Annotated in this window: 25 protein-coding genes and 1 pseudogene; 17 read left to right on the forward strand and 9 right to left on the reverse strand. The window is 55.7% G+C overall.

The features are described 5' to 3' along the window. Positions 1-7: 7 nt before the first annotated feature. A pseudogene (locus ACUY4S_RS16655) lies at positions 8-64 on the reverse strand ((2Fe-2S)-binding protein); the annotation flags it as partial. A gap of 106 nt (positions 65-170) precedes the next feature. Further along, on the reverse strand, positions 171-1,061 hold the full coding sequence (locus ACUY4S_RS16660; protein ID WP_312691440.1) for a LysR family transcriptional regulator: 891 nt from the start codon (positions 1,059-1,061) through the stop codon (positions 171-173). 207 nt (positions 1,062-1,268) lie between these two features. Here ACUY4S_RS16660 and ACUY4S_RS16665 point away from each other — a divergent pair, with 207 nt between their 5' ends. The 14 genes from ACUY4S_RS16665 (at position 1,269) to ACUY4S_RS16730 (ending at position 14,275) form a co-directional block, all read left to right on the forward strand. After that, positions 1,269-1,811 carry a flavodoxin family protein gene (locus ACUY4S_RS16665; RefSeq protein WP_458022498.1) on the forward strand — a complete coding sequence of 181 codons (543 nt, stop codon included), beginning with the start codon at positions 1,269-1,271 and terminating at the stop codon, positions 1,809-1,811. Positions 1,812-1,831: 20 nt separating this feature from the next. Next, entirely contained in the window at positions 1,832-2,005 is a 174-nt protein-coding gene (locus ACUY4S_RS16670) for an alpha-aminoadipate/glutamate carrier protein LysW (RefSeq protein ID WP_312691442.1), read from the forward strand. Next, the gene (locus ACUY4S_RS16675) at positions 2,005-2,859 is read left to right on the forward strand and encodes a RimK family alpha-L-glutamate ligase (protein ID WP_312691443.1); all 855 of its coding nucleotides are present in this window, start codon (positions 2,005-2,007) and stop codon (positions 2,857-2,859) included. The genes ACUY4S_RS16670 and ACUY4S_RS16675 overlap by 1 nt, the downstream gene beginning before the upstream one ends. Positions 2,860-2,959: 100 nt before the next feature. Next, positions 2,960-3,508 carry a hypothetical protein gene (locus tag ACUY4S_RS16680; protein WP_312691444.1) on the forward strand — a complete coding sequence of 183 codons (549 nt, stop codon included), beginning with the start codon at positions 2,960-2,962 and terminating at the stop codon, positions 3,506-3,508. Continuing rightward, a complete protein-coding gene (locus ACUY4S_RS16685) occupies positions 3,505-4,818 on the forward strand; it encodes a DegT/DnrJ/EryC1/StrS aminotransferase family protein (protein ID WP_312691445.1) in 1,314 nt (437 codons plus the stop codon). The genes ACUY4S_RS16680 and ACUY4S_RS16685 overlap by 4 nt, the downstream gene beginning before the upstream one ends. Continuing rightward, the gene (argC, locus tag ACUY4S_RS16690) at positions 4,815-5,855 is read left to right on the forward strand and encodes an N-acetyl-gamma-glutamyl-phosphate reductase (RefSeq protein WP_458022497.1); all 1,041 of its coding nucleotides are present in this window, start codon (positions 4,815-4,817) and stop codon (positions 5,853-5,855) included. The genes ACUY4S_RS16685 and argC overlap by 4 nt, the downstream gene beginning before the upstream one ends. Continuing rightward, positions 5,855-7,714 carry a M20/M25/M40 family metallo-hydrolase gene (locus ACUY4S_RS16695; protein WP_458022496.1) on the forward strand — a complete coding sequence of 620 codons (1,860 nt, stop codon included), beginning with the start codon at positions 5,855-5,857 and terminating at the stop codon, positions 7,712-7,714. Before argC ends, ACUY4S_RS16695 begins: the two co-directional genes overlap by 1 nt. Next, positions 7,698-8,486: a thiamine pyrophosphate-binding protein gene (locus ACUY4S_RS16700; protein ID WP_312691448.1), complete on the forward strand. Its 789-nt coding sequence runs from the start codon at positions 7,698-7,700 to the stop codon at positions 8,484-8,486. Before ACUY4S_RS16695 ends, ACUY4S_RS16700 begins: the two co-directional genes overlap by 17 nt. Then, the gene (locus ACUY4S_RS16705; protein ID WP_312691449.1) at positions 8,473-9,396 is read left to right on the forward strand and encodes a transketolase family protein; all 924 of its coding nucleotides are present in this window, start codon (positions 8,473-8,475) and stop codon (positions 9,394-9,396) included. The genes ACUY4S_RS16700 and ACUY4S_RS16705 overlap by 14 nt, the downstream gene beginning before the upstream one ends. Continuing rightward, entirely contained in the window at positions 9,393-10,619 is a 1,227-nt protein-coding gene (locus ACUY4S_RS16710; protein ID WP_458022495.1) for an MFS transporter, read from the forward strand. The genes ACUY4S_RS16705 and ACUY4S_RS16710 overlap by 4 nt, the downstream gene beginning before the upstream one ends. A 5-nt stretch (positions 10,620-10,624) precedes the next feature. Then, positions 10,625-11,860, forward strand: coding sequence for an ATP-grasp domain-containing protein (locus tag ACUY4S_RS16715; RefSeq protein ID WP_312691451.1), 1,236 nt, complete (start codon positions 10,625-10,627; stop codon positions 11,858-11,860). 142 nt (positions 11,861-12,002) lie between these two features. Beyond that, a complete protein-coding gene (locus ACUY4S_RS16720; protein WP_458022494.1) occupies positions 12,003-12,422 on the forward strand; it encodes a DUF2231 domain-containing protein in 420 nt (139 codons plus the stop codon). 10 nt (positions 12,423-12,432) lie between these two features. Continuing rightward, positions 12,433-13,731 (forward strand): PQQ-dependent sugar dehydrogenase, encoded by a 1,299-nt coding sequence (locus tag ACUY4S_RS16725; protein ID WP_458022493.1) that lies wholly within the window; start codon positions 12,433-12,435, stop codon positions 13,729-13,731. A 61-nt stretch (positions 13,732-13,792) separates the two neighbouring features. Next, positions 13,793-14,275, forward strand: a complete 483-nt coding sequence (locus tag ACUY4S_RS16730; protein WP_312691454.1) for a tetratricopeptide repeat protein — start codon at positions 13,793-13,795, stop codon at positions 14,273-14,275. Between the two features lie 31 nt (positions 14,276-14,306). On the opposite strand, the gene ACUY4S_RS16735 is transcribed toward ACUY4S_RS16730, so the two are convergent. Next, positions 14,307-15,581, reverse strand: coding sequence for an MFS transporter (locus tag ACUY4S_RS16735; protein WP_458022492.1), 1,275 nt, complete (start codon positions 15,579-15,581; stop codon positions 14,307-14,309). Beyond that, complete coding sequence (locus ACUY4S_RS16740) at positions 15,578-17,002, reverse strand: M20 family metallopeptidase (protein ID WP_458022491.1); 1,425 nt, start codon at positions 17,000-17,002, stop codon at positions 15,578-15,580. The genes ACUY4S_RS16735 and ACUY4S_RS16740 overlap by 4 nt, the downstream gene beginning before the upstream one ends. A 166-nt stretch (positions 17,003-17,168) precedes the next feature. Here ACUY4S_RS16740 and ACUY4S_RS16745 point away from each other — a divergent pair, with 166 nt between their 5' ends. After that, positions 17,169-18,092, forward strand: coding sequence for a LysR family transcriptional regulator (locus ACUY4S_RS16745; protein WP_458022490.1), 924 nt, complete (start codon positions 17,169-17,171; stop codon positions 18,090-18,092). On the opposite strand, the gene ACUY4S_RS16750 is transcribed toward ACUY4S_RS16745, so the two are convergent. The 3 genes from ACUY4S_RS16750 to ACUY4S_RS16760 are packed head-to-tail and all read right to left on the reverse strand — an operon-like array spanning position 18,089 to position 21,083. Continuing rightward, on the reverse strand, positions 18,089-18,880 hold the full coding sequence (locus ACUY4S_RS16750) for an ABC transporter ATP-binding protein (protein WP_312691458.1): 792 nt from the start codon (positions 18,878-18,880) through the stop codon (positions 18,089-18,091). The two genes, ACUY4S_RS16745 and ACUY4S_RS16750, sit on opposite strands and share 4 nt — an antisense overlap. After that, positions 18,877-19,905, reverse strand: a complete 1,029-nt coding sequence (locus tag ACUY4S_RS16755; RefSeq protein WP_458022505.1) for a FecCD family ABC transporter permease — start codon at positions 19,903-19,905, stop codon at positions 18,877-18,879. Before ACUY4S_RS16755 ends, ACUY4S_RS16750 begins: the two co-directional genes overlap by 4 nt. Before the next feature lie 59 nt (positions 19,906-19,964). Then, positions 19,965-21,083 (reverse strand): ABC transporter substrate-binding protein, encoded by a 1,119-nt coding sequence (locus tag ACUY4S_RS16760; RefSeq protein WP_312691459.1) that lies wholly within the window; start codon positions 21,081-21,083, stop codon positions 19,965-19,967. A gap of 210 nt (positions 21,084-21,293) precedes the next feature. Here ACUY4S_RS16760 and ACUY4S_RS16765 point away from each other — a divergent pair, with 210 nt between their 5' ends. Then, positions 21,294-21,722 (forward strand): hypothetical protein, encoded by a 429-nt coding sequence (locus ACUY4S_RS16765; protein ID WP_458022489.1) that lies wholly within the window; start codon positions 21,294-21,296, stop codon positions 21,720-21,722. A gap of 71 nt (positions 21,723-21,793) precedes the next feature. On the opposite strand, the gene mtnA is transcribed toward ACUY4S_RS16765, so the two are convergent. Further along, positions 21,794-22,810 (reverse strand): S-methyl-5-thioribose-1-phosphate isomerase, encoded by a 1,017-nt coding sequence (gene mtnA / locus ACUY4S_RS16770; protein WP_312691461.1) that lies wholly within the window; start codon positions 22,808-22,810, stop codon positions 21,794-21,796. Between the two features lie 104 nt (positions 22,811-22,914). Between mtnA and mtnK the strand changes: the two genes are divergently transcribed. Continuing rightward, complete coding sequence (mtnK, locus tag ACUY4S_RS16775; RefSeq protein WP_458022488.1) at positions 22,915-24,114, forward strand: S-methyl-5-thioribose kinase; 1,200 nt, start codon at positions 22,915-22,917, stop codon at positions 24,112-24,114. Positions 24,115-24,178: 64 nt separating this feature from the next. On the opposite strand, the gene ACUY4S_RS16780 is transcribed toward mtnK, so the two are convergent. Then, positions 24,179-25,423 (reverse strand): LVIVD repeat-containing protein, encoded by a 1,245-nt coding sequence (locus ACUY4S_RS16780; RefSeq protein ID WP_458022487.1) that lies wholly within the window; start codon positions 25,421-25,423, stop codon positions 24,179-24,181. Between the last annotated feature and the right edge of the window lie 60 nt (positions 25,424-25,483).

Below are 25,483 nucleotides of genomic sequence, written 5' to 3' on the forward strand. Positions count from 1 at the left end.
TATGGCACTACTCAACCGGCTGCGAGGCTTTGTAATAAAAACAGCAGGTACGGCGGTAACGTACCGCCTGCCCTGCTGCATTTTTTAGCCATCGCCGCTAAAACCGCGTGAACGGGTTCCACTCCGTGCCAAAAAGGGCGGGGTCTGCCTGGTGCCCCCTGGAAGAAAGGTTATTGCCCGATAAGGTTGGCTTCCGACAGGTGTTCAATAAAGGCAGCAATGGTGGACGGCACGGGACGGATGGGTAAGCGTAACAGATGCATGGGCCGCATGGGCGGGGTGTAATCCGGCAGTACGCGCGTGAGCTTACCGGAGAGAATATCGGCTTCGAGGATCACCGCCGAGTTGAACGCAATCCCCAGGCCGGAGAGCGCCGCCTGGCGCACCGCATCGCCGGAATTCACAATCAACCGCGGAATGATCTCAACCTCATAACGCCCGCCTGGCCCGTCCATCTGCCAGAAGTGGTTCGATTGCCACTGCGTAAAACTGATGCAGTTATGCTTCGCCAGATCTTCCGGCACTTGTGGCGCGCCGTAGGTATCCAGGTAAGCCGGGGATGCGGCCAGCATCATGCGATAAGGCGGCATGGGGAGCGCGATCAGCCCTTCGTCGCGCACGTTACCAATGCGGATGGCAATCTGGAAACGTTCTTCGATGAGATCCACGCGCCGGTCGGTAAGCACCAGATCGATATTCACTTCCGGGTAACGCAACATAAACGGGGTGAGCGTGGGTGTCAGCACGCGGTTGCCGAACGCCACCGGCGCGCTGATGCGCAAATCCCCCGCCACTTCATCATTTAACCGGTGAACAATGGTATCGGCTTCATGCACGGCGGACAGGATCTGAATGCCGTGAGCATAGAAGCGCTGCCCTGCCCCGGTCAGCCCCTGACGCCGGGTACTGCGGTGGATTAACTGGCACCCCAACCGCTTTTCGAGTTCGCGGATGTGTTTACCCACCATTGCAGGAGTAATGCACATCACTTCAGCAGCGGCGGTGAAGCTGCCTTTATCAGCAGAAAGGATGAACGCTTCGACACTCTTCAGGTAGTCCATTTTCGATACTCCAGCCGTCATTACCTGCATGATTATAAACTGTGAGTAATAAATCAATAAAAAGAAAGGCTATTTATCCCCTCCTGGTTTTTGCCTAATAATGCCTGCAGCACAAGACGGCGTGGCGGCTCTTGCCACGGTTTATGTGCCACGCATTCCCATCACGATAATCAGTGATATTCACCGCAGTGGTCCGGGGTAAAGCGCATGAGTAAATTTGTAGTATTTAATGGTAGCTCTCGCTACCCAGGCAATAGCTCAATTATCATTGAAAAAGTGTTTAGTGGTTTCGATGCGGAAGCATTCCGTCTGAAAGATTTTACTATTACCCAATATGAAGATTATCGGGAAACCGATCTTAAATATAAGCCCGTCAGCGATGATTATGATTTTTTGATTAATAAGTTTCTGCAAAGTGACGTGGCGGTATTTATTTCACCGGTTTACTGGTATGGGATTTCCGGGACAATGAAGGTCTTTATCGACCGTTTTTCTGAATCATTAAAGAAAATCCCGGACTTTCGCCAACGCTGTAACGGTAAAAAAATTGTGCTGGTGGTAATCGGCGGCGATAAACCGCAACAAAAAGCAGATATTATCACCACGCAATTCCAATATATTTGCGATTTTCTCGGCATGACGTTATGCCACACCTTTAAAGGCGAGGCCGATCGCGTTGGCGAGATTGAAAATCAGCATGAATTTATGTTGTCGATCAAAAATTACCTTGAAAGCAATTTCACTATTTAGACAAGCGAAAAGGAACCATCATGAAAGAGTTTAAATGCCTGACCTGCTCCTCCACCTTTGAAGTTGTTGACGATGTATTAGTAGGTGAAATCGTTGAATGTGGCGCCTGCGGCCAGGAGCACGAATTAGTTAAGGATGGCAACGACTATCGTCTGGAATTTGCTCCTGAGGTGGAAGAAGACTGGGGCGAATAATGGAAAGTAAGACAGCCGTTTTATTATTCGTCACTAAAATCAGGGAAGAAGAAAAACGCATTGTCGAATTTTTGCAGCAATACGGTGCGGACGTTGAGATTATCTCCGAACAATCATCATGGAACGTGCAGGACGTAAAACACTACGATATTGCGCTGGTGCGCTGTCTTTCGCAGAGCTCGGCTCTGTCGCGCGCCCGATATATTGAAGCTGCAGGTGTTAAAGCCATTAATTCACGCCACGCCATCGAGATCTGTACCGATAAGGGATTGCAATCGGTGCTTTTTTCCCGGCACGAAATACCGGTGCCTGCCTGGCGGGTTGTGCATCAGTATGGCGACCTGCAAGGGTTACTGTCCTCATTCGGCAACCGGTTTGTTATCAAACCGGTAAACGCCTCCTGGGGCCGTGGTGTGACGCTGATTGACGGCCCGGCTAGCCTGGCTGTATGGCTCGCTGCCAGGGAGTCGGTGGATATTAAAGGCCAGCACTTACCGGTGCTGGTGCAGGAATATATTGAGAAAGATAACTTCGATGTCCGGGTCGTGATTGTTGGCGACCAGCCCGTGGCAGCCATTAAACGCGTCTCGGAAGATAACTGGAAAACCAATACGCACCTGGGTGCGCACATTATTCCGCTCGACATCGATGACGACATACTTCGCCTCTCCAAAGCCGTGATCAACGTACTTGGGGCGGGTGTTTACGGGCTCGACTTAATGCTTAACACACGCACAGGACAATATGTGGTTTGCGAGGTCAATCAGAACCCTGAATTTGCCAAATCATGGAAAGTTCACAAGGTTGATGTCGCCGCACTTATCGCCAGATACACCATCAACTCTGTTGAGTAAACAAGGTGGAATTATGCAGTCTCAAGGAACTCATGAATTAGCTACACATCATTTCCAGGTCTCATTCGTTTTAGCGAGAGTGTTAACCTCGGGCGTAATTATGAGTATCGAGAAAAATGAAAGTGAGCTGAAAGGGCTGGAGAACATCTTAAAAAAATCATCCGGCAAGAAATATGCAGTGACTTATAACAGCCTCAGCGGCGGTGTTATTGGCGCCCTCTGGGGGCAGGATATTGTCTACGGCGGGAAAACCAATCAGCGCACCCTCGATGAGCAGCAAGGGAAATTACTGAAATGGCTGGGTATCGGTCACGATAATAGCGTCGCAAGACCCTATCTTTTGCATGACGCCAGTTGGGATAACCTCCACGACATTGGCAAATCATGCAGTAACGACGAGCCGGTCAATATTATTGACTTCGCCGCGCTGGGTTTTGGCCCGTGCGCCGTACTGCTCACTGACTCAGAGAGCATTTATAAGAAAGCGGAACGCCTGAAAATATTCGGCGCTTTCGATCTGCGCACCATGTGGACTCAGCAAGAAACAGAAAAAGAAATTCAGCCGGGCCTGCAATTTAATTTCCGGCTCAGTCCGTTGGTGGGTGCCTGCGTCAAAATGTCGCTGATTAAAATGGGGTTAAACAAATGAAGACCGATTTCATTATGACGCCGCTGGCAATGCCTGAAGAGAGCGTGGTTGACCATCGTCTGGCGCTGGACGGCGACGCGCCGGTCATTCCGAAGGCTAACCGTAAAACCATTTTCCCGAACATCACTAAAGAAGATCTGTTCCAGATGATGATTTCTGTGCAGCAGTCGCCGCAGGACGTGGTGGCAGAGTTCGCAGAAAAATACCGGCAAAAAGTAGGCGCAGCTTATGCAATCCCTACTGCCAGTGGCACCTCCAGTTTGCATCTGGCGCTGGTTGGCGCAGGCGTGAAACCTGGTGATGAAGTGCTGGTGCCTGCCTTTACGTTTATCGCAACTGCGCAGGCGATTGTCGCCGCCAAAGCGATACCTATTTTTGTCGATGTTACCCCAGGCACCTGGTGCATCGACCCGGCTCAGCTGGAGAAAAAGCTGACGCCCCGCACCAAAGCGGTGATGCCGGTGCATGTCCACGGCCTGCCTGCCGATCTCGACGCGCTGACGCATTTCTGCCAGCGCCATAACCTGTTGCTGGTGGAAGATGCCTCGCATGCGCATTCGGCCAGCTGGCAGGGTCGTTACTGCGGCACCTTCGGCGATGCCGCCGGGCAGAGCCTGATGGCGGACAAAAACTTCCCGCTGGGCGGTGAGGCAGGGATTGCCTTTTTTAAAGATCACAGTAGCTACCAACGCGCCTGTGCATTTCTTGAGGAGTCCGGTCTTGATTACAGTATGTCCTGGGTGGCAGCGGCGTTCGGTATCAGCCAGTTGGCACGCCTTGATTACTACGACGAGGTTCGCCAGCGCAACGCGCAACATCTGATCGCCGAACTGGCAACCACGCGCCTATTCCGTGGCCCGGCTATTCCGGAAGGGGCGAAACACAGCTTCAATATGTTCCGCATCACCATCAACAGTGACTTGCCGGAGCTGCAAGGGATTGCGGAACACAAAATTAAACAGGCTCTACAGCAGGCGCTGAATGAAGAAGGTGTTTTTGCCCGCGAATGGCAAAACACCCTGCTGCCTTTCCACCTCCCTTTCCTCAATCAGAAAGGGTTTGGTAAAGGCTTCCCGTTCTTCCTCGCGGAGCGCAAAAACTATCAACATGAGGATTTCCCCAACGCGATGAAAATGCTGCGCAGCACGCTGGTGCTGTGCCGTGAGCTGCGCTCGCCGGTGGAGTACGAAAAACTGCGGTCTTATGTGCTGGCCTTTAAAAAGGTCGATCGCCAGCTTTCACGTATCGCGGAAATCGCCCGGCAGATTGACGATGTCCCGCCTTATGAAAAGGATGCACGACTCGGATGAACACTGTCTACTCTGCCGCCATTTTGGGCGGCTCCGGATTCGTGGGCGGCGAGCTGTACCGCTTGCTCAGCGCGCACCCACAGATAGATGTGCAATTTGTCTCGTCGGAGTCAAAAAAAGGGCTGCCGGTTGAACGCCAGTTGCGTAGCTTCCGCCGCCACAACCACAAACCGGGGCTGAAGTTTTCGTCTGTTCACGAGATAAAAGAACACCATTTTGACCTGGTGTTCTCCTGTCTGCCGAACGGCATGCTGCCGCAGATGATCTCGCTGGTCAGCGAGCATTGCTCGCGTCTGTTTAATGTCAGCGGCGACTACCGTTTCACCGAGCAGACGATCAACGAAATCCATTATCCCGCCACGCCAGGTAGCCTTCCGGCGCAGACGGTGTGCCAGTATTTTGTGCCGGAATTCATCCCCCCCGATCCGGCGGCAACGCTTATCAATCTGCCCGGCTGTATGGCGGTGGCATCGTTGTACGCATTGTGGCCGCTGGTTAATAACCAACTGATTGCAGGCAATATTGTCGTCGATGCGAAAACCGGTTCCAGCGGCGCGGGGAAAAAGAGCAGCGAAACCCATGCGGAACGTTCGCATAATTTTCGGCTGCATAAAGCTTTTAATCATCGTCATGCGCCGGAAGTGGCAAAGCTACAGCAACTGACCGCCGACCCGCTCAATATCACCTTTGCTGCGTTCAGTCTCGACACCGCCAGAGGGATTTACGTCAGTGCCTACAGCACGCTCAAACCGGGCTGCACAGCGGTGGATGTGCGCCAGGCATTTTTCTCGCACTATCAGCACACGCCGTTTGTGCACTACCTGAAAAATGGCCAGGTGCCGATGCTGAAAACCGTCTGCGGCACCAATCATGCCGAAGTATCCACCGTGGTGGAGGGCGATAAGTGCCTGAGTCTGTGCTCACTGGACAACCTGATCAAAGGCGCGGCAGGCCAGGCAGTGCAGGCCGCCAATATCTGGCTCGGCCTGGAGTCGTTCGCCGGACTGGATCATCTCAACGAAGCCGGGTGGCCATAATGGATAATCTCTACGTCATCAAAGCAGGAAGCAGCACCTTATACAGCGGTAGCGGTTTTTTCCGCGAAGTAATGGAGATCAGCCGCGCAGGCGGCAAGGTTCTGGTGGTGTGCGGCGGCGCAGAGGCAATCGAGCGGGAATATCGCCAGCAGGGTATCGAGGTGGCTTACCTGCCGCTGGCTAATGGCGATCGGGTGCGCTATTGCAGCCCCGATCATATGAACGTGATCCTCAAAGCTTACAACGACCGCATTGGCAACCTGGTTAACCTCGCGGCGCAGTCACTGGGCTTCTCAGCCTATTATCAGGTCGCTGGCGACAATCAGCTGGTGACCGGGGCGATGGGCAAGCCGCTGAAAATCACCGAAGAGGGGCGTAGCCGCATTGTTCGCGACTCGCTCTACGGCACCTTTAGCGAGGCGAAAACCGCTGTCCTGCATGCCCTGCTGGAGAGCTATAACATTGTGTTTCTCTCGCCGCCCATCTGGGAAAGCCATGCCCGGCAGTACATCAATATCGATGCCGATATGCTGGCTGCACACCTGGCCGTCGCGTTAAAAGCCAACCATTTGCGTTTTGTCACCAGCACGGCGGGCATCCTGCGCGACGTTAACGATCCCGGCAGTACCCTTTCCGACATTTATGCTGACGATGAGGTGGCCGTTGGCGGGCGAATGAAGCAAAAAGTGCGCGCCTGTCGGCTCGCCTTGCAACACGGCGTGTGCGATATCGCCATTAACGGCCCGCACTCTCTCTCCAGCGCCGCAACCTGGTTCTGGCGCGGCACCGGTGTCAGCGAACCAATGCGCCTGCTCAATATGATGGTCAATATCTCGTCAATTTCCGGCGACGAGTCGGTACTGGCGAACTTTCTCTCCCAGCGTCTGGCGGGGACCGGTATCGACGCGCAAATCGATCCGGCGGGCAACCTGGTGCTGAGTAAAGGCAACGGGCCGAACACCTTGCTGATGCTGGGGCATCTGGATACGGTGCCGGGACTATGGCGTAGCGATGCGGGTGCAGACTTTGTCAGCGGTCGCGGCAGTGTTGATGCCAAAGGGTGTCTCGCTAACTTCATAGAAGTGTTGCAGCAGGTAGACGTGCCTCCCCACGCACGTTTGCTGGTTGTGGGTGCCACGGAAGAAGAAGTCTCCTCGTCAAAGGGGGCGTTTTACGTGCGCGACAACTACCCGGCCAATGCGGTGATCATCGGCGAGCCGAGCGGCGTGATGCACGTTGCCATTGGCTACTATGGCCTGCTGAAAATCACCATCACGGCGCGCAAAGGCATGGAGCACACTGCCGCCCGCGATGCTAAGACCTCCATCGAGCATGTGTACGAGGCCGCTGGCGCGCTGCGCGCGGTGATGAACGACTTCGATAGCAACAATATTTCGAACATTATCGGCATTACCCATCGCCATGCGCTTTCTTACGAGGAGTCGCAGCTCACCATTAACTTCCGCGTCTCACCAGAGGCGCGTCCTGGCTATATCGAGTCGCTGCTCGCCCTCAACAGCGAAGGGCTGAGCGTGGAGATCCTGCGCAGTACGCCAGGCTACAAATCCTCACGTACCAACCCGCTCTACCGCGCGCTCACCCAGGCCTTCAACCACGTGCTAACGGACACCACGCCGCGCCCGGTGGTGAAAAAAGGCACCTGCGATATGAACACGCTGGCTACCACCTGGCGCAATGTGCCGTTTATTGCCTATGGCCCGGGCGATTCCGCGCTCGACCATACCGACAGGGAAGTGAACTACACCAACGATGTGTTGCTGTCGCGGCGCATTTTGCAGGAAACCGTCATCAACTGGATGCGACTGAATCAGGGGGAGAGCAATGGCCTCGCTGGATGAATTACCGATCCTCGCCGCGCAGGCGCGCGGTGTGATCATTGATATCGCCGCCAGCGATGTGGGCTGCCACATTGGCGGCTCGTTGTCGGTGATCGACATTCTGCTCTATGCCCTGAACCGCTATCAGGCCGATGAGCATCACTGCGTGGTGTTGAGCAAAGGCCACGCCGCTGCTGCGCTCTACAGCGCACTGTATGTGCTGGGTTACAGCGAAAATAATCCCGCGGAAAGCTATGGTCGCAGCGATTCGTTATTCACCGGGCACCCGAACCACAAAATTCCGCATGTTCGCTTTTCCACGGGCAGCCTCGGTCATGGCATCGGTTATGCCGCCGGCTGGGCGCTGGCACAGCGCCAGTTGAAGCGTAACGGCATTGCAGTGGCCATTGGCGGCGATGGCGAATTGCAGGAAGGGTTGTGCTGGGAGGTGTTGCAGGTGCTCAGCGCGCAGGAAATCAGCAACTTTATTTATGTGATTGATAACAACGGCGCGCAGAACGACGGTTACGTGCGGGATATTTCGCCCCTTGCCGATATGAAAGCGCGTTTTGCTTCCTACCGGATGGATGTGGTTGAAATTGACGGTCATGACTTCGCGCAGCTGGAGCAGGCCTTTTCCGCCCGCCAGAACCGGGGGCTGGTGATCATCGCCAACACGGTCAAAGGCAAAGGGGTTGCAGAGCTGGAAGGCAACCCATCCTGTCACTACGCAAAACTGAAACTTCACCAGGCGATCAAATGGAAAAGGAGGCTCACCGATGCTGTCAGGTAGAGAGGCGTGCAAAGATGAACTGGTGAAATGTGCCGAAAACGACGCGAAGATCCTCTGTCTGGAGGCGGATCTTGGCGGACGCAATCCCCCTTTTCAGCAGCGTTTCCCGGCGCGTTTTTACAATATCGGCATTGCGGAAATGGCGGCGATAGATATGTGTACCGGGCTTGCCGCCGCAGGGTTCAAACCGTTTTTCACTACCTTTGCGCCGTTCGCAGCGCTGCGCTGTGCCGAAGCGCTCAAACTCTCGCTGGGGTACATGAACCAGCCAATCACGGTGATTGGCGCTTACGGCGGCGTGTCCGGCGGCTGGTTTGGCACCACTCACCACAGCCTGGAGGATGTTGGCGCGGTCAGGCTGTTTCCGGGGATCCGCATCGCCTGCCCTTACGGCGAAGCCGAAACCCGGCTGGTCGTGCGCGAAGCCGCTCAGGGGAATGCTCCGTGCTATATCCGCCTGGGGCGTAACGACAGCTACCCCGATCTTGAACGCAGCAGCGCGTTCGACACGCTGATCATGGAACAGGATTACCACCCCAGCCGCCCTGTCACGCTGGTGTCAGTGGGTGAAAAAGCCACGCAACTCTGCGTGGCTGCCAAAAAAACGTTGGGTGAGGTCAATCACCTGCACTTGTGCTACGTCGACAACGCGTCGTTGCAGCAAATTATGCCGGAAATTGCCCAACTCCCCGGCGTGCTTATCGTGGTGGAAGAGCACCGTCGTGCCGGCAGCGTGGCCGCGGAACTGGCGCTGAGCCTGCCGCACAAACGGGTGGTGGCTTACACCCCTAATGATGAATGGCCACAGTATGGCGGCACGCAGGATGAGGTGCTGGCTGGCCTGAATTTCTCGCTGGAAAGGTTACTCACCACGATAAAAGACACTGTTTATGCCAAGGAGCATATATGAGCACGAGCTTTGCCATTCTCAAAGATCCGCGATTCCGATCGTTTTTTCTCTCTGACATCGTGTCAGGGTTTGGCGTCGGCATGGCGACCATCGGGGCCAACTGGTTTGTGCTGATGAAAACCGGGTCGAACCAGTACGTAGGGATCCTGTTGGCGGTTAACGTCATCGCTGGTTTTGTCGCATCGCTGTTTTCCGGCGTGATCACCGACAAGTACAACCGAAAAACGGTGATCTTTTTCACCCACGCGATCCGCGCCGTCTTTTTGTTGTTGCTGTTCGTGGTGCTGACGAATTTCGATTTCAATATGTACTACCTCTACGCGTTCGCCATTATTAATGGCGTCGGCTGGACGGTGTATATGTCGGCCTCGCGCAGTTTCCTTCAGGAAATTCTCGAAGAAAAAAAATACGTCACCGGCAACTCCCTGCTGGAGATCAGCCTGCAAGTGGGGATGTTTCTTGCAGCGGCGGCATCCGGGTTTATTTATAAATACTTCAGTTTCAACGCCATTCTGCTGGTTAATGCGCTGATGTTCGTTTTCAGCGCCATTGTCATCAACCTGATCAAATACCAGTCTGTCACACGTGAGACTACCGGTGAGAATTACACCCTGATGCTACGCCGCGGCTGGGCGTTTCTCTTCGAGAACAAAGGGATTTTTGTGCTTGGCGTTGTATCGATCGTGCCGCTGATTGTCACCATGATCTTTAACGTGGTGCTACCAGACTATGTCAATAACACCCTGCAACGCGATAGCGTGACCTTTGGCTTTGCTGACATGTCTTACGGCATTGGTGGGCTGTTGTCCGGCATTCTGATGTCGTCGCTGGCGATGAAACTGGATGCCCGTAAACTGATTGCCGGGTTCTTTGTTCTTGCCTGCATCAATTTGCTGTTCCTCAGCCAGAACAGCATCGTCTTTAACTTATATCTGTGCAGCCTGCTGCTGGGTCTGTGCAACTCGTCGCTGCGAATTTTAATGAACTCCCTGCTGATGCACACCGTGCCGAAGGATTACATGGGGCGTTCGATGGCGGTGTGGATCGGGATTTCGCTGATCTGCCAGTGCCTGTTCTCACTGTTTATTGGGTCCTACCTCGATCAGCATGGCGCCATGATTGGCATTGTCATCATGGCGCTGATGATGGGGGCGGGATTCGTCATGTTTGTTCTTAATCAACTGTTGCTCTCAAAAAAGCATCCTGAAAATTTACAGGGGTAACGACTATGTCAGATAAAAAGGTCATCTTTTTGGTCGAGCCGAGTTTCTTCGGCGTCAGTTTTGCACGCGAAGCACACAAACAGGGTTTTTACGTTGTGGTGCTGGTTTCAGCGAAAGACAATCCACAGCTCTATGGTTACGAAGGCGAATACGACGATTTACTGGTCTGCGATATTCGCGACGCGGATTCTATCTACCACGCCATCCACAACAGCAAATATCAGCATGTGGATGCGATGATTTCGGCCACAGATTACGCCATGGCCACCACCGCCGAGGCGGCGCAGCGTTTAAATATTCCCTGCATCAGCCACGAAACCGCAACCCTGGCGCGCAACAAAGACCTCGCCCGCATTCGCTACAGCGAGCGCGGCGTGCCCAGCGCACAGTTCAAAATTGTCCATACCCGTGGCGAAGCCGAAGATGCGGCCTCCACCATTGGTTACCCGGTGGTGCTCAAACCGACCAACACCGCCAGCAGCCAGAACGTCTTTTTTATTAACGATGTGCAGCAACTGCGTGACGCATTCAACGTGCTGGAGAACTTTACCACCAGCTATATGGGCTTCAGCGTCCGTAAAGAGTACCTGGTGGAAGAGTATCTTGAAGGGCCGGAGTTTAGCGTCGAGATCTTCTTAAACCACAATGAGGTGGTGTTCGCCGAAGTGACGGAAAAAGTCACCTCCCCGCTGCCTTACTTTGTCGAAATGTTCCATATTTTCCCCACCTCGATCCTTGAAGATAAAAAACCGCAGATCATTGAGGTCGCTCGTCAGGCATTGCAGGCGATTGGCTTCACCAACGGCCCGGCGCACGTGGAGGTGAAATACACCAAAACCGGCCCGCGCATTGTAGAGGTCAACGGCCGTCCCGGCGGCGATAACATCACCTCAGACCTGATCCCAGGCGCTTACCGCATCAATATTTTCCGCCAGGCGGTGCTGAATGCGCTGAAATTGCCGGTGGACTTCACGGTAGAAAACCCGATGAGTTGCGCTGTGGGGTATATCTGTGCGGATCGCGATGGCGTGCTGGAGTCGATAGAGAACCTCGCCAGCGTGCAGCACGATCATGCAGTGCTGCGTTCGGCAATCAGCGTTCGTCCTGGCGATAATGTGGTGGTACCAAAAAGCTCTGACGATCGACTGGGCTATTTCATCGTTCAGGCCGACACGCCGGCCAACGCAAAAGCCAAAATCATCGAACTTATCGGCAAGTTAAAAATCACTTATCGCAATTAATCTGCTGACGTCGAAGCCACTCAGGGCTTCGACGTCCTTTTCTGTTGTCCCACCATTCTTTGACTACCCTTTAACAAGCACATTTTGTGGCGCGCCTTACGGTCACCGCCTGATGATTTGCCCATCCCAACAGGAAAGGCTTATGCAAAACACCTCCGGACCTTCGCGCGTGGCACTTGCGCTCTATGAACTGCTCAATCCGCTGCCGATCGGCTTTTTCGTTGCCGCCTGGATTTTCGACATTCTCTATCTGAAAACCGTTCAGATCATGTGGACCGACGCAGCAAGCTGGCTTATCGCTATCGGACTGATTATTGCCATCCTCCCCCGGCTCATCAATCTGGTGCAGGTCTGGTTTACCCAACGAACCGCGGCGGGACCCGGGGTGAAAACCCATTTCTGGTTGTCGCTGTGCGCCATCGTGCTGGCTATTGTTAACGCCTTTGTGCACAGCCGCGATGCTTATGCCGTTGTGCCGCTGGGGGTGGTGCTGTCGACGGTCGTCGTGGCTCTGCTGCTGATTGCGAATGTTCAACTCGCGCTGCGCTCTCGCGTCAGCTAAGGGGAAGGCCATGAAAAACTGTCGCAACACACTGCTCACCGCGCTCATGACGACGCTTCTTTTCGGGTGCGATCAGGGAGCCAATATCGATCCGGTAAAACAGGTTGGCCCGGATCCTGAACTGCCCTCCGCACAGAATTTTTTGTTACCGCCCATGCAGGTGCCGGAAGGTGTGCCGTGGAAAAATGGCGAGATGCCGAAAGTCCCGCAGGGAATGAAAATTGAGAAGGTCGCCGACGGCTTGCTGCACCCACGCCAGCTGTATGTCTTACCCAATAATGACATCCTGGTGGCAGAGGCAAATGGCCCGGCAAAGCCGACGACACGCCCCAAGCAGCTGATCATGAGCCTGGTTCAACAGGCTTCTGGTAAAGGGGGACCGGGCGGCAATAGAATCACCCTGTTACGTCATGTCGACGGCAAATGGCAAAAGCACACCTATATTGAAAACCTGCATTCGCCGTTTGGTATTCAGTTGACAGGCAATACCCTATGGGTGGCAAACGCCGACAGTCTGGTCAGGTTTCCCTATCAGGAGGGGGAAACCCGCATAACTACGCCTGGCGAGACGGTCACAGAATTGCCCGGCGGCCCGATCAACCATCACTGGACCAAATCGCTGCTTGCCAGTCCGGATGGCAGCAAACTGTATGTGGGCGTCGGCTCCAACAGTAATATTACGGAAAATGGAATCGGTGCGGAGTATCGCCGGGCGGCGGTACTGGAAGTGGATGCCGCCACGGGTGCCAGCCGTATCTATGCCAGCGGGCTGCGAAATCCCACCGGGTTGCAATGGGAACCGCAAACCGGCGCATTATGGGCGGTGGTTAACGAACGCGATGAAATTGGCTCCGATCTGGTGCCAGATTATCTGACCTCGGTAAAAGAGCATGGCTTTTACGGCTGGCCTTACAGCTACTTTGGTCAACACGTGGATGAACGGGTTAAGCCCCCACGCCCGGACCTGGTGAAACAGGCGATCAAACCCGATTATGCGCTCAGTTCACATGTCGCACCGCTGGGGTTGCTGTTCTATACCGGCGATGATATGCCGCAATACCGTGGTGGGGCCTTTATTAGTGAACACGGTAGCTGGAACCGCAAACCCTTGAACGGATATCAGGTGGTGTGGGTGAAATTCGAAAACGGCAGGCCGGTTGGTCAGCCGTTACCGGTGGTCACGGGTTTTCTTACCGACGATCAAAAACAGGTGCGCGGGCTGCCGGTGGGTCTGGCGATGGATAAACAAGGCGGCGTATTGATCGCCGACGATGCCAGCAACACGATCTGGCGGCTGAGCGCCCGCTAGCTTTACTGCTGCCGCGCTTTAGCTCAATAACGTATAAAAATAATCAAAAGGTTACATTCAAATGGACAACAGGTTATACGACGCCATTGCCCTGCGCCAACAGGGCGAGCATCAACAAAGTCGCCAGCAGTTGCAGGCGCTGACGCAAGTGCCGGAACTGCGCGCCCGCGCATTGTTGAATATGGCCTGGTCTTACGATAACGAAGGTAAAGAGCAGGAAGCAGAACAGCACTATCTTGCGGCGCTGGAAGCCGGCCTGGAGAACGATGACGACAGGTTTGAGGCGCAGTTTGGTCTTGCCTGCACCCTGCGCTGCCTGGGTAAGTATCAGCAAGCGAAAGCACTGTTTGAAGCGATCATGATCGACTGGCCACAGGCGACGGAAGTCAGACCGTTTTACGCACTGTGCCTGTATAACCTGGGCGAATATGAATGTGCAGTCAGCCTGCTTCTGACGGCGGTCGCGCAACATCCCGATCCGCGTACGGCCCCTTATCAGCAGGTGCTGCACTATTATGCCCAGAACCCCAATCAGCGCGGATAAATCTCCCCCACCTAAACCGTGGGGGAAACCTTTAGCGGTGCTGTTTTTGCGTTTGCCACAGCGCAATAACGCTGAGGAACACAGTCACCATCAGATATAAGCCCGGGGCAAAGTGGCTACCGGTCGCGCTGATCAGCAGCGTACAGATAAACGGCGCAAAACCGCCAAATACGGTGACCGCGACGTTATAGCTGATCGACATACCGCTGGCGCGGGTCGACACCGGGAAGATATCTGCCATTAACGACGGAATGGTGGAAAAGTAGATCGATTTCAGTAACGCCATCCAGCCTACCAGCATAGCCAGCGACAGTGGCGTCACGTTCAGGCTGGTCAGCCAGAATGCGGGCAACAAGGTAAAGGCCATCAACACCAACGCCACCCACAATAACCGAACCCGGCCAACGCGCTCTGCCAGCAAACCGCCTATTGGCGTCACCACGGTGAGGATCACGCCGGCGAGCAGCGTCGCGCTGTAGGCGGAAGACGGCGGCAGCCCCAGATTTTTCGTCGCCCAGGTTGGCACATAGTTGAGCATATAGTTGATCGCCGTTGAGACAATCATCAGCCCAATTGCCAGCCCCACCAGCCGCTTTTGCGATCCCAGCAATAACTTCACCGGATGGCGCGGTTTCTCGGCTTCGGCATACGCCGCTGGCTCATGCACATGGCGACGGATCCACATTCCTACCGGGCCAATCACCAGACCAAAGGCGAACGGAATGCGCCAGCCCCAGTCGGAGAGCTGCTCCGGCGTCAGCCACTGCGCCAGCCCCAGGCCAAACGCAGACGCCATCAGCGTGCTGGCTCCCTGAGTAGCGAACTGCCAGCTGGCGATAAAGGCTTTCCGCTCCGGAAAGTGCTCCACCAGAAATGCCGTCGAACTGCCGAATTCGCCGCCCGCAGAGAAGCCCTGAATCAGCCGCGCCCCCAGAATAAGCAACGGTGCGGCTACGCCCAGCGTTGCATACCCTGGCATAAAGGTGATGATCGCCCCGCCCAGCATCATTAAATTAATGGAGAGCAACAGCGACGCCTTGCGGCCATGTTTGTCGGCGTAGGCTCCCAGCACCACCGCGCCCAGCGGACGGATGAGAAACGCCACGCCAAAGCTGCCAAAAGCCAGCAGGAGCGACACCGTCGGGTTGACCGTCGGGAAAAATGCCTGGGCGATATAGCTGGCGAAAAAGCCATACACCGCAATATCAAACCACTCCAGCGCATTCCCAATACAGGTGGCAAACAGCGTCTTGTATAAGCTCGGGCGTACGCCGCTGTCTTCGATGTCCCGCGTGAGGGTACTCATTGTTCACCTCCGCTCTGATGCTGGTGATGGCGAACCAGCAGATCCTGCCCCTGCTCGCCCAGGTCCCAGAACAGCCGGGTCATGATCGCCAGCCCTTCGCGGGCAATCGCCACCGGTAAGTGCTCATCCGGCGCATGCTGGCCGCAGGCCGGATAGGAGTGCGGCACCCACAGCGTTGGCAGGCCTAAAATTCCGGCAAAAACATCATTCGGCAGCGAGCCGCCGAGGTTCGGCAATAGCGCCGGTTTGTTTTCGCTGGACTGCGCCATCACGTCCAGCGCCCAGTGCACCAGCGGATCGGTAGGATCGAAGCGCGTTGCCGGCGTACCCCGCACCTCGCTGACTGTCACCATCGGGAAACCGTGCGCATCCAGGTGGGCACGCAGCGCCTGTTGTAACTGCGACCACTCCGTGCCGACCACAAAACGCAACTGGCACACGGCAGTGGCCTGGCCAGGTATGGCATTCATCGGCTGAGCCGGGTTACCCGTGAGAAACGACAGCACTTCCAGCGTATTCCAGCCAAACAACTTTTCGGCGGCAGATAAGCCCGGCTCGCCCCACTGCGGATCGGTAGCGGGGTCATGTTGACCGCGCGCCGGGGTGATATCCGCCAGAATCGTTTTCAGCGCAGGTGTCAGCGCAGGCGGCTTAAGGGCCGGAATGCGGATTTCGCCTTTGCCATCCACCAGGCTGGCAATGGCGTTTGCCAGCTGCGTGCCTGGGTTACTGAGCAGGCCGCCCCAGTTGCCGGAGTGGTAATCTTTATCACGTGCGTGAATGGTCAGGCGGAAATTCACACAACCACGCGAGCCGAGAAACAGTGTCGGGCGATCCGCGCTCAGACGCGGGCCATCGGAGGCGATAAACAGATCGGCTTTCAGCCGGGGTTTCAGTTGCTGGCAGACTTCCGCCAGCCCTGGCGAACTCATCTCTTCGCCCATTTCGCACAGCCAGACACAGTTGAAGCCTAAGCGTCCGTTGCGGGCGTGGTAAACCTGTGCCAGCGCCGCAAGATTCACCGAGTGCTGACCTTTATTGTCTGCGGTGCCGCGTCCATACCAGTTGCCGTCGCGCTCAACCAGCGTCCATGGCGATAACCCCTCCCCCCAGCGGGCATCATCGCCAAACACCACATCGCCATGCCCGTAACACATCACGGTCGGCAAAGCAGGATCTTCCTCGTAACTGGCGAGCAAAAAAGGGCGAGCGGCATTTACCGGGTTGGCGATGATTTCGGTACGAAAACCCATCTCCCGGAAGGCAGGAATAAAGGCTTCGTGGTAGTAACGCAGGAGTTGATCGTCACGATCGCTGCGCTGACTTTCGCTGGCAATCGCCACCCTGCTGGCGAGCATGTTTTTGAAATGGCCGCTGTCGAACCACGCCAGCGCCTGGGCGATAAGTTGTTGTGTTGTCATGGTGTTTACCCTGTTCAATTTGCTGCCTGTGGCGCAAATGTCTGTTGTTGTCTTTTTGTTCTAAACCAGAACAGAGCCTTGCCACAATAATAATAATTGCAACTAGGCGTTGCCTTTTTGATAAGGGTAAACTGCACAATCTCAGGGCAATGCACAGGAACCCCCCATGCTGACCAATGAACTGCGTTACTTCCTGGCGGTGGCGACATCCGGCTCGCTTAGCACGGCCAGCGAACAACTGTTTGTGGCGGGTTCCGCCATCAGTCGACAGATCCAAAAACTGGAGTCGCGGCTTGGCGTGACGCTGTTCGAACGCCACGCGCGCGGTATGGTGCTCACCGATGCCGGGCAAATTCTTGCTCATCATGTGCGCAAAAGCATGCGTGATATGGAATACGCCCTGGCGGAAATTCAAGGGTTAAAAGCAGTACGTAAAGCGCTGGCGCGTATCGTCTGCACCGACGGTATGGCCTTTGATCTGCTGCCTGGCCTGCTGGCACGCTTTCGTCTGCGCCATCCGGGGGTGAGTTTCGATTTACAGGTGGGTAGCGCAATGCAGGTGGCGGAGTGGATCCGCCGCAGCGAATGCGATGTTGCCTTCCAGTTTAGCCTCGCGCCGGAACGGGAAGTGGAGATCATTGCCGCATGGCCTGCGCCGGTATTGCTGTTACTGGACTCCGCCCATCCGCTGGTGCAACAGCAGAGCGTTGCTATTAGCGATTTACACCACTATCCGCTGGTGCTGCCGGAAACCGGAACCACGCTCCGCCAGCTGTTCGATCTCTCGTGCCGCATGGCGGGCACGTTTCTCGAACCGGCCTTCAGCAGTAATAACTTCTCCGCGCTGTATGACTTTACCCGCCATACGCCGCACGCCATTACCGTGTGCAGTCACTTTAGTGTGTTGTGGCGCGCCGGGCGCGAGGGGATGACGCTGAAAACCATCAATAATACTTCGCTGAGCCAGCGCACGCTGCAAATTCAGGCGCCGGGCAGTAAACATCGCCCGGCGGCGGTGACGGCATTTTTGGAAATGGCGGCCGGGACGCTTAATGAGGAGCACCAGCAGTGGATGGTGCGTATGCGCTAGCTCGCCTGCCGGGTTAAACCGTCGATAATGACCTGTTTCATCCCCTGCGAGCACGGCTCAACGCGCCCGCGCACACCATAGACCTGCGCCAGCGTGGGCGGTGTGATCACCTCATCCGGCTCACCATTGGCGACCAGCGCGCCGTTTTTCAGGATCAGGACATGATCGCCGTGGCGCAGCGCGATATTGATATCATGAACCACCACCACAGTGACGATATTGCGGCGTTGCGTTTCGCGTTTCACCAAATCCATGACGTGGAACTGGTAGTTCAAATCCAGCGCGCTTAACGGCTCATCCAGCAACAGTAACGATGGCTGACGGATCAGCGACTGCGCCAGCCCAACCAGCTGTTTCTGCCCGCCGGAGAGCTGGTCAAGAAAATGCAGTGCCAGATGCTCAATGCCAAGCTGACGCAGCAGCCCCATTACCTCCGCCTGTTTCGCCGCGCTGTGCAGCCCACCGGAAGCGCGTTGCGCCACAATGATCGACTCGAGCACATGCAAATGCACCCCCGCAGGCAAGGACTGGGGCAGATAAACCACCTGCTCTGCCCGCTTCGCAAACGGCTGACTCAGCAGATCACTGCCATCCAGCAGCAGCTCACCCTGCGCGGTATTCAGCCCGGCCATTGCGCGCAGCAGGGTGGATTTACCGCTGCCGTTTGGCCCCAGCAGAATAGTCACCTTGCCGCGCGGTAACAGCGGAATGGAGAGATCCTTGATAATGTGCCGTTTGTGGTAACCGGCGGCAAAACCGCGCAGCGTCAGGCCGCTTTGCTGATTCATACACTCCCCCGGTGGCGCACAATAATGGTGATAAAGAACGGCACTCCCACCAGTGAGGTGACAATGCCCACCGGGATAATGACGCCGGAGATCAGGTTTTTGGAAACAATAGAGGCCAACGACAGCACCAGTGCGCCCAACAATGCGCTGGCGGGCAGATAAAAGCGGTGATCTTCGCCAAACATCAGGCGCGCAATGTGCGGTGCCACCAGGCCGATAAAACCAATTGGCCCCACAAACGCCACAGACAACGCCGACAAAATGCTGATGCGTAAAAGGGTCGCCAGCCGCAAACGGCGGACATTGATACCAAAGCTAATAGCGCGATCTTCGCCTAAACGCAGCGAGGTCAGCTTCCATGAACTGAGCATGGAAAACGGGACGATGATCGCCAGCGCCAGCAGCAGAATACCCAGTTTCTCCCACGAGGCGCGGGCAATGCTGCCCATGGTCCAGAACACCAGTCCCTGCAACGTATCTTCATTGGCGATAAATTGCAGCATCGACACCAGAGCGTTAAAGGTGAACACCAGCGCAATACCAAACAACACTACGCCGGAGGTCGCAACCTGTGTCCAGCGGGTGATGCCATCCAGCAACAACGCCGCCAGTAGCGCAAAGAAAAAGGCATTGGCCGAAATAAACCATTGCGCCGGGATGCCCGGAATACCAATGCCGAGCACAATCGCCAGCGCAGCGCCAAACGCCGCGGCAGAGGAGACACCAAGCGTAAACGGACTGGCCAGCGGGTTATTAAGGATGGTCTGCATCTCTGCGCCTGCCAGCCCCAGCGTCAGGCCAACAATGATCGCCATTAACGCATACGGCAGGCGGATATCCCAGACAATCACTTGTGTGCCGGCATTCACACTGGTGGGATCGACCAGCGTTTGCCACAGCACATCCAGCGGCAGACCGGACGGCCCAAGAGTAAAATCCAGCAGCATCGACGCCATAATCAACACCACCAGCACGACCAGCAGGCTGATGCGTTTGCGGATAATCCCACGGTAACGGTGCATCAGGCTGTCTGCCGGTGCATCAGTTCCCTGCTCATGTGACTCAATTGCAGTACTCATTACGTCTATTCGCCCTGCTGCCAGCTGTACACAAAGTGGTTGTCCGGCAGTTTGGTGAAGTTTTTGATGATGTAATGGTACGTCTCATCCGGGTTCAGAGCCGCAAACGCCTGGGGGTAAATATCTTTCGCCAGGTATTCCATGCCGACAATATTGTAGGGATGGTTGTAGAAATGGTGATAAACGCCATAAACATGTTTCGCCGCGACCGCCGGGATCTGACGGATACCGGTACGTTGCAGCAATACCTGCGCCTGTGCGTTCACCTCTTGCGGTGACACATCCAGCCCCAGCGGCAGCACCTGGCTATTGCCGCGCTTCGAGCCGGTCATAATATAGACATCCGGGTTGACGCTAATCAGCTTCTCCAGCGCAACAAAACCGCTGGCGCCTGGCAGCAGATCGGAGCCGATATTCTTTGCGCCGACAGCTTCAACCAGCCCGCCCCAGCCGCTGTGGCCGTGAGTGAAACAGCAGCTATCTGCATTTCCGGCCAGCGCTTCAACAAACACTTTCGGTTGCGGGCGGATAGCGGCCGTTTTCTGCTCAATGTGATGTAATTGCTGACGATACCAGCTGGAGTATGCCGTCGCATTGCTCTCGCGGTTCACCACTTTTCCTAGCAAATCGATACTGTCGGCCGTGTCTTTCGCCGGATCGACTTCATAATCGATAAATATCACCGGGATGTTCAGCGCGGTGAGCTTACCCAGCACGCCGCTTTCGATCAGCGCTGGTTTGGCGCGCAGCTGCGCAACCATCAGATCCGGTTGTTTCGCCAGCACACTTTCCAGGTCTACGTTGCCTTTATCGCTAAAGCCCATATCCATCACTGTGGTCGATTCGGGCCAGCGGGTTTTCAGCATCTGCCATGTGGCAATATCCTGTTTTTTCGCCAGATTGTTCCAGGCTACCAGCCGTTTAAATGGGTTATCGCGATCCAGTAGCGCCATCGCCATGATGTCGCGGCCGTCCTGCAAAATAATGCGCTGAGGTTCGTGTTCAACGGTGACGTTACGGCCGGCAAAGTCGGTCACGGTAATGGGATATTGCGTCGCATGAGCGAGTAAAGGCACGGCGAAAAAAGCGGAGAGAACGAACCTGACGATGGATTTTGCTGGCATAAACAACCCTGCGCAGAAAGACATGAATGATTTTGATAATTATTATCATGTTAAGCTAAACAAAACATATACAGAAAGCAGAAAACTCTTGTCTGCCCTTCTGCTTAACATCCTGATTCGCTTTATGTTTCTCTGACATAGTTTGTTACGAGTGTTCACCGGCGCGATTGATTATTCTCGTGTTTTGCCTGATTTTCCGGAAGCCTGTCGATGAAATTTTCCCTGCTGTTACTGCTGCTCAGCGCAATCTCTACGGCCCGCGCCGATGATGCCATAAAACTCATCTGCCCGACGCGCGGCGCACTGACGGTATCGTTTTTTAACTATCACCTGATCACCATGAAATGGGGCGACCATTTCCAGGTGGCCTCCGGCAAAGAGCAAAACCATACCAAAGCGGGCGTGCCGTTCTGGAGTACCACCTTTGGCAATGGCGATGACCTCGCCTTTTTTCCGGATTCGGGCCAGTACTATCTTTTTTATGCCGGGGCAGAAAACCCGGAGCGGTGCAGCGAAGTGGGGAGCTATGTCTACCCCGTTATCACCCCGCCGCGCTATGAAAATAACGGCAGCAGCGTTGCGGGGAGCCAGGCAAAACGAACAGACGACGATGTCGTGCTACTGCACCCGGCGGCCTGAACCTGAGAAAACACCTGAGATAACCCCGGGCAGTAGCCACGCCCTGCCCCGGGGTACGACGCGGGCATAACTTACTGGAATATTCCCTGCGCCACATCCGCTGGCGTAACCACGCCGCTGTCGAGTACCCAGCCGCTGATCAGCGCCGCGGGGGTGACGTCGAAGGCCGGGTTATAGACCTGTGCCGTTTCTGGTGCCCACTGAACTGCGCCAAAACTGCCTGCAACGCCAGTAACTTCTGCGGCTGCACGCTGCTCAATAGGAATGGCGTCGCCATGAGGGCAATGCCGATCAAGGGTGGTTTGCGGTGCCGCCACATAAAACGGTACGCCGTGGAATTTTGCCAGTACCGCCAGGGAATATGTGCCGATTTTATTCGCCACGTCCCCGTTGGCCGCAATGCGATCCGCCCCGACCCACACCGCATCCACCTGCCCTTTTGCCATCAGGCTGGCAGCCATCGAATCGGTGATCAGCTGGTAAGGTACGCCCAGCTCCCCCAACTCCCAGGCTGTCAGTCGCCCGCCCTGCAACAGCGGCCGGGTTTCATCGACCCAGACATTCGCTACCCGGCCCTGTTGATGCGCGCGCGCAATCACTCCCAGTGCTGTTCCCACGCCCGCCGTTGCCAGACCGCCCGTGTTGCAATGGGTCAGCAAACGGCTGCCGGGCGTCACCAACGCCACACCGGCACGGGCAATGTCATCACAGAGTTTTTTATCTTCTTCAATAAGCCGCAGCGCCTCGGTAGCCAGCGCGGAGACCCTGTCTTCCTGCGCCAGCGCCAGGCGCATTCTGTCGAGGTTATTCATCAGGTTCACCGCCGTCGGGCGGGCGGCGCGCAGCGTTTCCAGCGCCTGTGCAAGTTGCTCCCGGTTTGCGCCCTGCTCGGCGAGCAACGCCAGGAGAAGACTGGCGGAGAGGCCAATCAGCGGTGCGCCGCGTACGCGCAGGGCATGAATGTGGCCGACCAGTTCTTCTACCGTACTGGCCGGCAGCCAGCATTTCTCCTGCGGTAACGCCTGCTGATCGAGAATAAATAATTGATTTTCGGCGACGCGCAGACTGGTGGTCTGTAATGACTGCATATCGTTAAATCCCTGTTGCGTTGTTGTATCGTATTGTGTCAGGATGAAATCCGGATGTATAGACGTCTAAATGGCTTTATTCGCAAAATAAGAGGATCGAGGCAATGTCGCAATACCATACCTTTACCGCCCAGGATGCGGTGGCTTACGCCCAACAATTTGGCGGTCTGGCAGATCCGACCGAACTGGTTGATGCGCAGGAGGTGGGCGACGGTAACCTCAACCTGGTGTTTAAAATCTTCGATCGTCAGGGCGTCAGCCGCATTATTGTGAAACAGGCCCTGCCTTATGTGCGCTGCGTTGGAGAGTCCTGGCCGCTCACGCTGGACCGGGCCCGCCTGGAAGCGCAAACGCTGGTCGAGCATTATCAACATTGCCCGCAGCATACCGTTCACATTCACCACTTCGACCCCGAGCTGGCGGTAATGGTGATGGAAGATCTCTCCGACCATAAAATCTGGCGCGGAGAATTGATCAACAATACCTATTATCCGCAGGCTGCAGCGCAACTCGGTGAATACCTCGCGCAAACGCTGTTTCATACCAGCGATTTTTACCTCCACCCGCACAGCAAAAAAGCCCGGGTCGCGCAGTTTATTAATCCGGAGATGTGTGAGATCACCGAAGATCTGTTCTTTAACGATCCTTATCAGATCCACGAGCGTAACAATTACCCTGCAGCGCTGGAGGCCGATGTCGCTGCACTGCGCGAGGATGCACAACTGAAGCTGGCGGTCGCGTCTCTGAAGCACCGCTTCTTCTCTCAGGCTGAAGCATTGCTGCACGGCGATATTCACAGTGGCTCGATCTTTGTCGCCGAGGGCAGCCTGAAGGCCATCGATGCGGAGTTCGGTTATTTCGGCCCGATCGGCTTCGACATCGGCACCGCCATTGGCAATCTTCTGCTGAACTACTGCGGCCTGCCAGGGCACCTGGGTATTCGCGATGCGGCCGCAGCACGCGAACAGCGCTTGAGCGACATCCAGACGCTGTGGACCACATTCTCCACGCGCTTTCTGGCGCTGGCCGCAGAGAAGACCCGGGATGCCGCCCTGGCGCAACCGGGTTACGCCGGTGCGTTTTTGCAAAAAGTCTGGGTGGACGCCATTGGCTTCTGCGGCACCGAGCTAATTCGCCGCACGGTGGGGCTGTCTCATGTGGCGGATATCGACACCATCGCTGATGAAGACATGCGCCATGCCTGCCTGCGCCACGCCATTTCACTGGGCAAAGCGCTGATCGTGATTGCCGGACGTATTAACAACGTCGATGAGTTAATTGCACGGGTACGCCAGTATTCGTAGTACGAATTTATTCTGCGCCATAGGGGGACGCCCGATGGCGCGTTAGGTAACCGGCCGACAACACCTATCCCAGGTATTCAATGATCGAAAGCCCGCCGTTGTAATCCGTGCTGTAAATAATGCCCTGTGCATCCACAAACACATCACATGACTGGATCACCTGCGGGCGCCCTGGTCGGGTATCCATCATTTTTGCCGGTGCAGCCGGTACCAGAGCCCCGGTTTCGACCGGGCGGTACGGGTTGGAAATATCGTAAGCGCGCACCCCTGCATTCTGATACGTTGCAAAAATCAGCGTCGAACTGATAAAGCTGCCAGGGCGGTTCTCATGCAGATTATGCGGGCCAAAATGCGCCCCTTTCGCCACGTAATTTCTCTCGTCTGGCTGCGGGAAAGTTGAAATGCTGACCGGGTTTGACGGCTCCCGAATATCAAACAGCCAAATCAGTTTCTCGCCATCTTCCTGATGGTCGAGCACCGCTTCATCCAGCACCACCAGCAGATCGCGATCAGGTAAGGGTAACGCGGTATGTGTGCCGCCCCCAAACGGTGGGCTCCAGTTACGATGGCTTATGAGCTTCGGCTGGGTACGATCTTTCACATCCAGCAGCGTCAGGCCGCCATCGCGCCAGCTACCGTAAGCCGTGTCACCTGCGATAATCGCATGATGCAGCGCATAACGTTTGCCTTCCGGCCATGCGGGCGTTTCTCCTGCTGCCTGATTCATCCCGGGCAGCCACCAGCGCCCGGCAACCTGCGGTTTACGCGGATCGGCCAGATCGATAGTCAGAAAAATATAGTCCGTGAAGCCGTCGATCAGTGCCGAGACATAAGCCCAGCGCCCACCAACATACCAGATGCGGTGAATGCCAATGCCGCTCAGCGACAAAAAGCCGATCTCACGTGGCTTATCGGGCGTGGAGATATCAAATACCCGCAACCCGGCGCTCCAGCCTTTATCCTGCACATCGCTAACCGTGTCACCCACCGAGCGGGTGTAATAGACTTTTTCGTCGGCGAATCGCGCATCGGCGAACAGATCGCGGGCGTTGATCACCAGCAGCAGATCGTCGTGCGCCTGCAAGTGCACATTCCAGGTGCCTGGCGGTGCGGGAACATAGCCTGCGTCTTGAGGGTTTTTCGGGTCGCGCACATCAACAATGGAAAAGCCCTGCGACACCATATGTCCAATGTACGCGAAGCCGCGATGCACCATTAACTGGACGCCATCCGGGCGTCCTCCCTGGTCGCTGTGACCGATCAGCCGCATATTGCGGCTGTATTCCGGGGGCGGAAGTTCAGTTGTCATGAGTCATCCTGTCTTCAGACGCAAAGCGATTCGCAGGCCACTATGTGGCCTGCGGTTTCG

It is taken from the genome of Kosakonia beeri, from assembly GCF_054165705.1.

Coding starts and splice junctions, on each gene's coding strand:
- ACUY4S_RS16660 (WP_312691440.1), bottom strand. CDS start 1,061: ATGGACTACCTGAAGAGTGTCGAAGCGTTCATCCTTTCTGCTGATAAA.
- ACUY4S_RS16665 (WP_458022498.1), top strand. CDS start 1,269: ATGAGTAAATTTGTAGTATTTAATGGTAGCTCTCGCTACCCAGGCAAT.
- ACUY4S_RS16670 (WP_312691442.1), top strand. CDS start 1,832: ATGAAAGAGTTTAAATGCCTGACCTGCTCCTCCACCTTTGAAGTTGTT.
- ACUY4S_RS16675 (WP_312691443.1), top strand. CDS start 2,005: ATGGAAAGTAAGACAGCCGTTTTATTATTCGTCACTAAAATCAGGGAA.
- ACUY4S_RS16680 (WP_312691444.1), top strand. CDS start 2,960: ATGAGTATCGAGAAAAATGAAAGTGAGCTGAAAGGGCTGGAGAACATC.
- ACUY4S_RS16685 (WP_312691445.1), top strand. CDS start 3,505: ATGAAGACCGATTTCATTATGACGCCGCTGGCAATGCCTGAAGAGAGC.
- argC (WP_458022497.1), top strand. CDS start 4,815: ATGAACACTGTCTACTCTGCCGCCATTTTGGGCGGCTCCGGATTCGTG.
- ACUY4S_RS16695 (WP_458022496.1), top strand. CDS start 5,855: ATGGATAATCTCTACGTCATCAAAGCAGGAAGCAGCACCTTATACAGC.
- ACUY4S_RS16700 (WP_312691448.1), top strand. CDS start 7,698: ATGGCCTCGCTGGATGAATTACCGATCCTCGCCGCGCAGGCGCGCGGT.
- ACUY4S_RS16705 (WP_312691449.1), top strand. CDS start 8,473: ATGCTGTCAGGTAGAGAGGCGTGCAAAGATGAACTGGTGAAATGTGCC.
- ACUY4S_RS16710 (WP_458022495.1), top strand. CDS start 9,393: ATGAGCACGAGCTTTGCCATTCTCAAAGATCCGCGATTCCGATCGTTT.
- ACUY4S_RS16715 (WP_312691451.1), top strand. CDS start 10,625: ATGTCAGATAAAAAGGTCATCTTTTTGGTCGAGCCGAGTTTCTTCGGC.
- ACUY4S_RS16720 (WP_458022494.1), top strand. CDS start 12,003: ATGCAAAACACCTCCGGACCTTCGCGCGTGGCACTTGCGCTCTATGAA.
- ACUY4S_RS16725 (WP_458022493.1), top strand. CDS start 12,433: ATGAAAAACTGTCGCAACACACTGCTCACCGCGCTCATGACGACGCTT.
- ACUY4S_RS16730 (WP_312691454.1), top strand. CDS start 13,793: ATGGACAACAGGTTATACGACGCCATTGCCCTGCGCCAACAGGGCGAG.
- ACUY4S_RS16735 (WP_458022492.1), bottom strand. CDS start 15,581: ATGAGTACCCTCACGCGGGACATCGAAGACAGCGGCGTACGCCCGAGC.
- ACUY4S_RS16740 (WP_458022491.1), bottom strand. CDS start 17,002: ATGACAACACAACAACTTATCGCCCAGGCGCTGGCGTGGTTCGACAGC.
- ACUY4S_RS16745 (WP_458022490.1), top strand. CDS start 17,169: ATGCTGACCAATGAACTGCGTTACTTCCTGGCGGTGGCGACATCCGGC.
- ACUY4S_RS16750 (WP_312691458.1), bottom strand. CDS start 18,880: ATGAATCAGCAAAGCGGCCTGACGCTGCGCGGTTTTGCCGCCGGTTAC.
- ACUY4S_RS16760 (WP_312691459.1), bottom strand. CDS start 21,083: ATGCCAGCAAAATCCATCGTCAGGTTCGTTCTCTCCGCTTTTTTCGCC.
- ACUY4S_RS16765 (WP_458022489.1), top strand. CDS start 21,294: ATGAAATTTTCCCTGCTGTTACTGCTGCTCAGCGCAATCTCTACGGCC.
- mtnA (WP_312691461.1), bottom strand. CDS start 22,810: ATGCAGTCATTACAGACCACCAGTCTGCGCGTCGCCGAAAATCAATTA.
- mtnK (WP_458022488.1), top strand. CDS start 22,915: ATGTCGCAATACCATACCTTTACCGCCCAGGATGCGGTGGCTTACGCC.
- ACUY4S_RS16780 (WP_458022487.1), bottom strand. CDS start 25,423: ATGACAACTGAACTTCCGCCCCCGGAATACAGCCGCAATATGCGGCTG.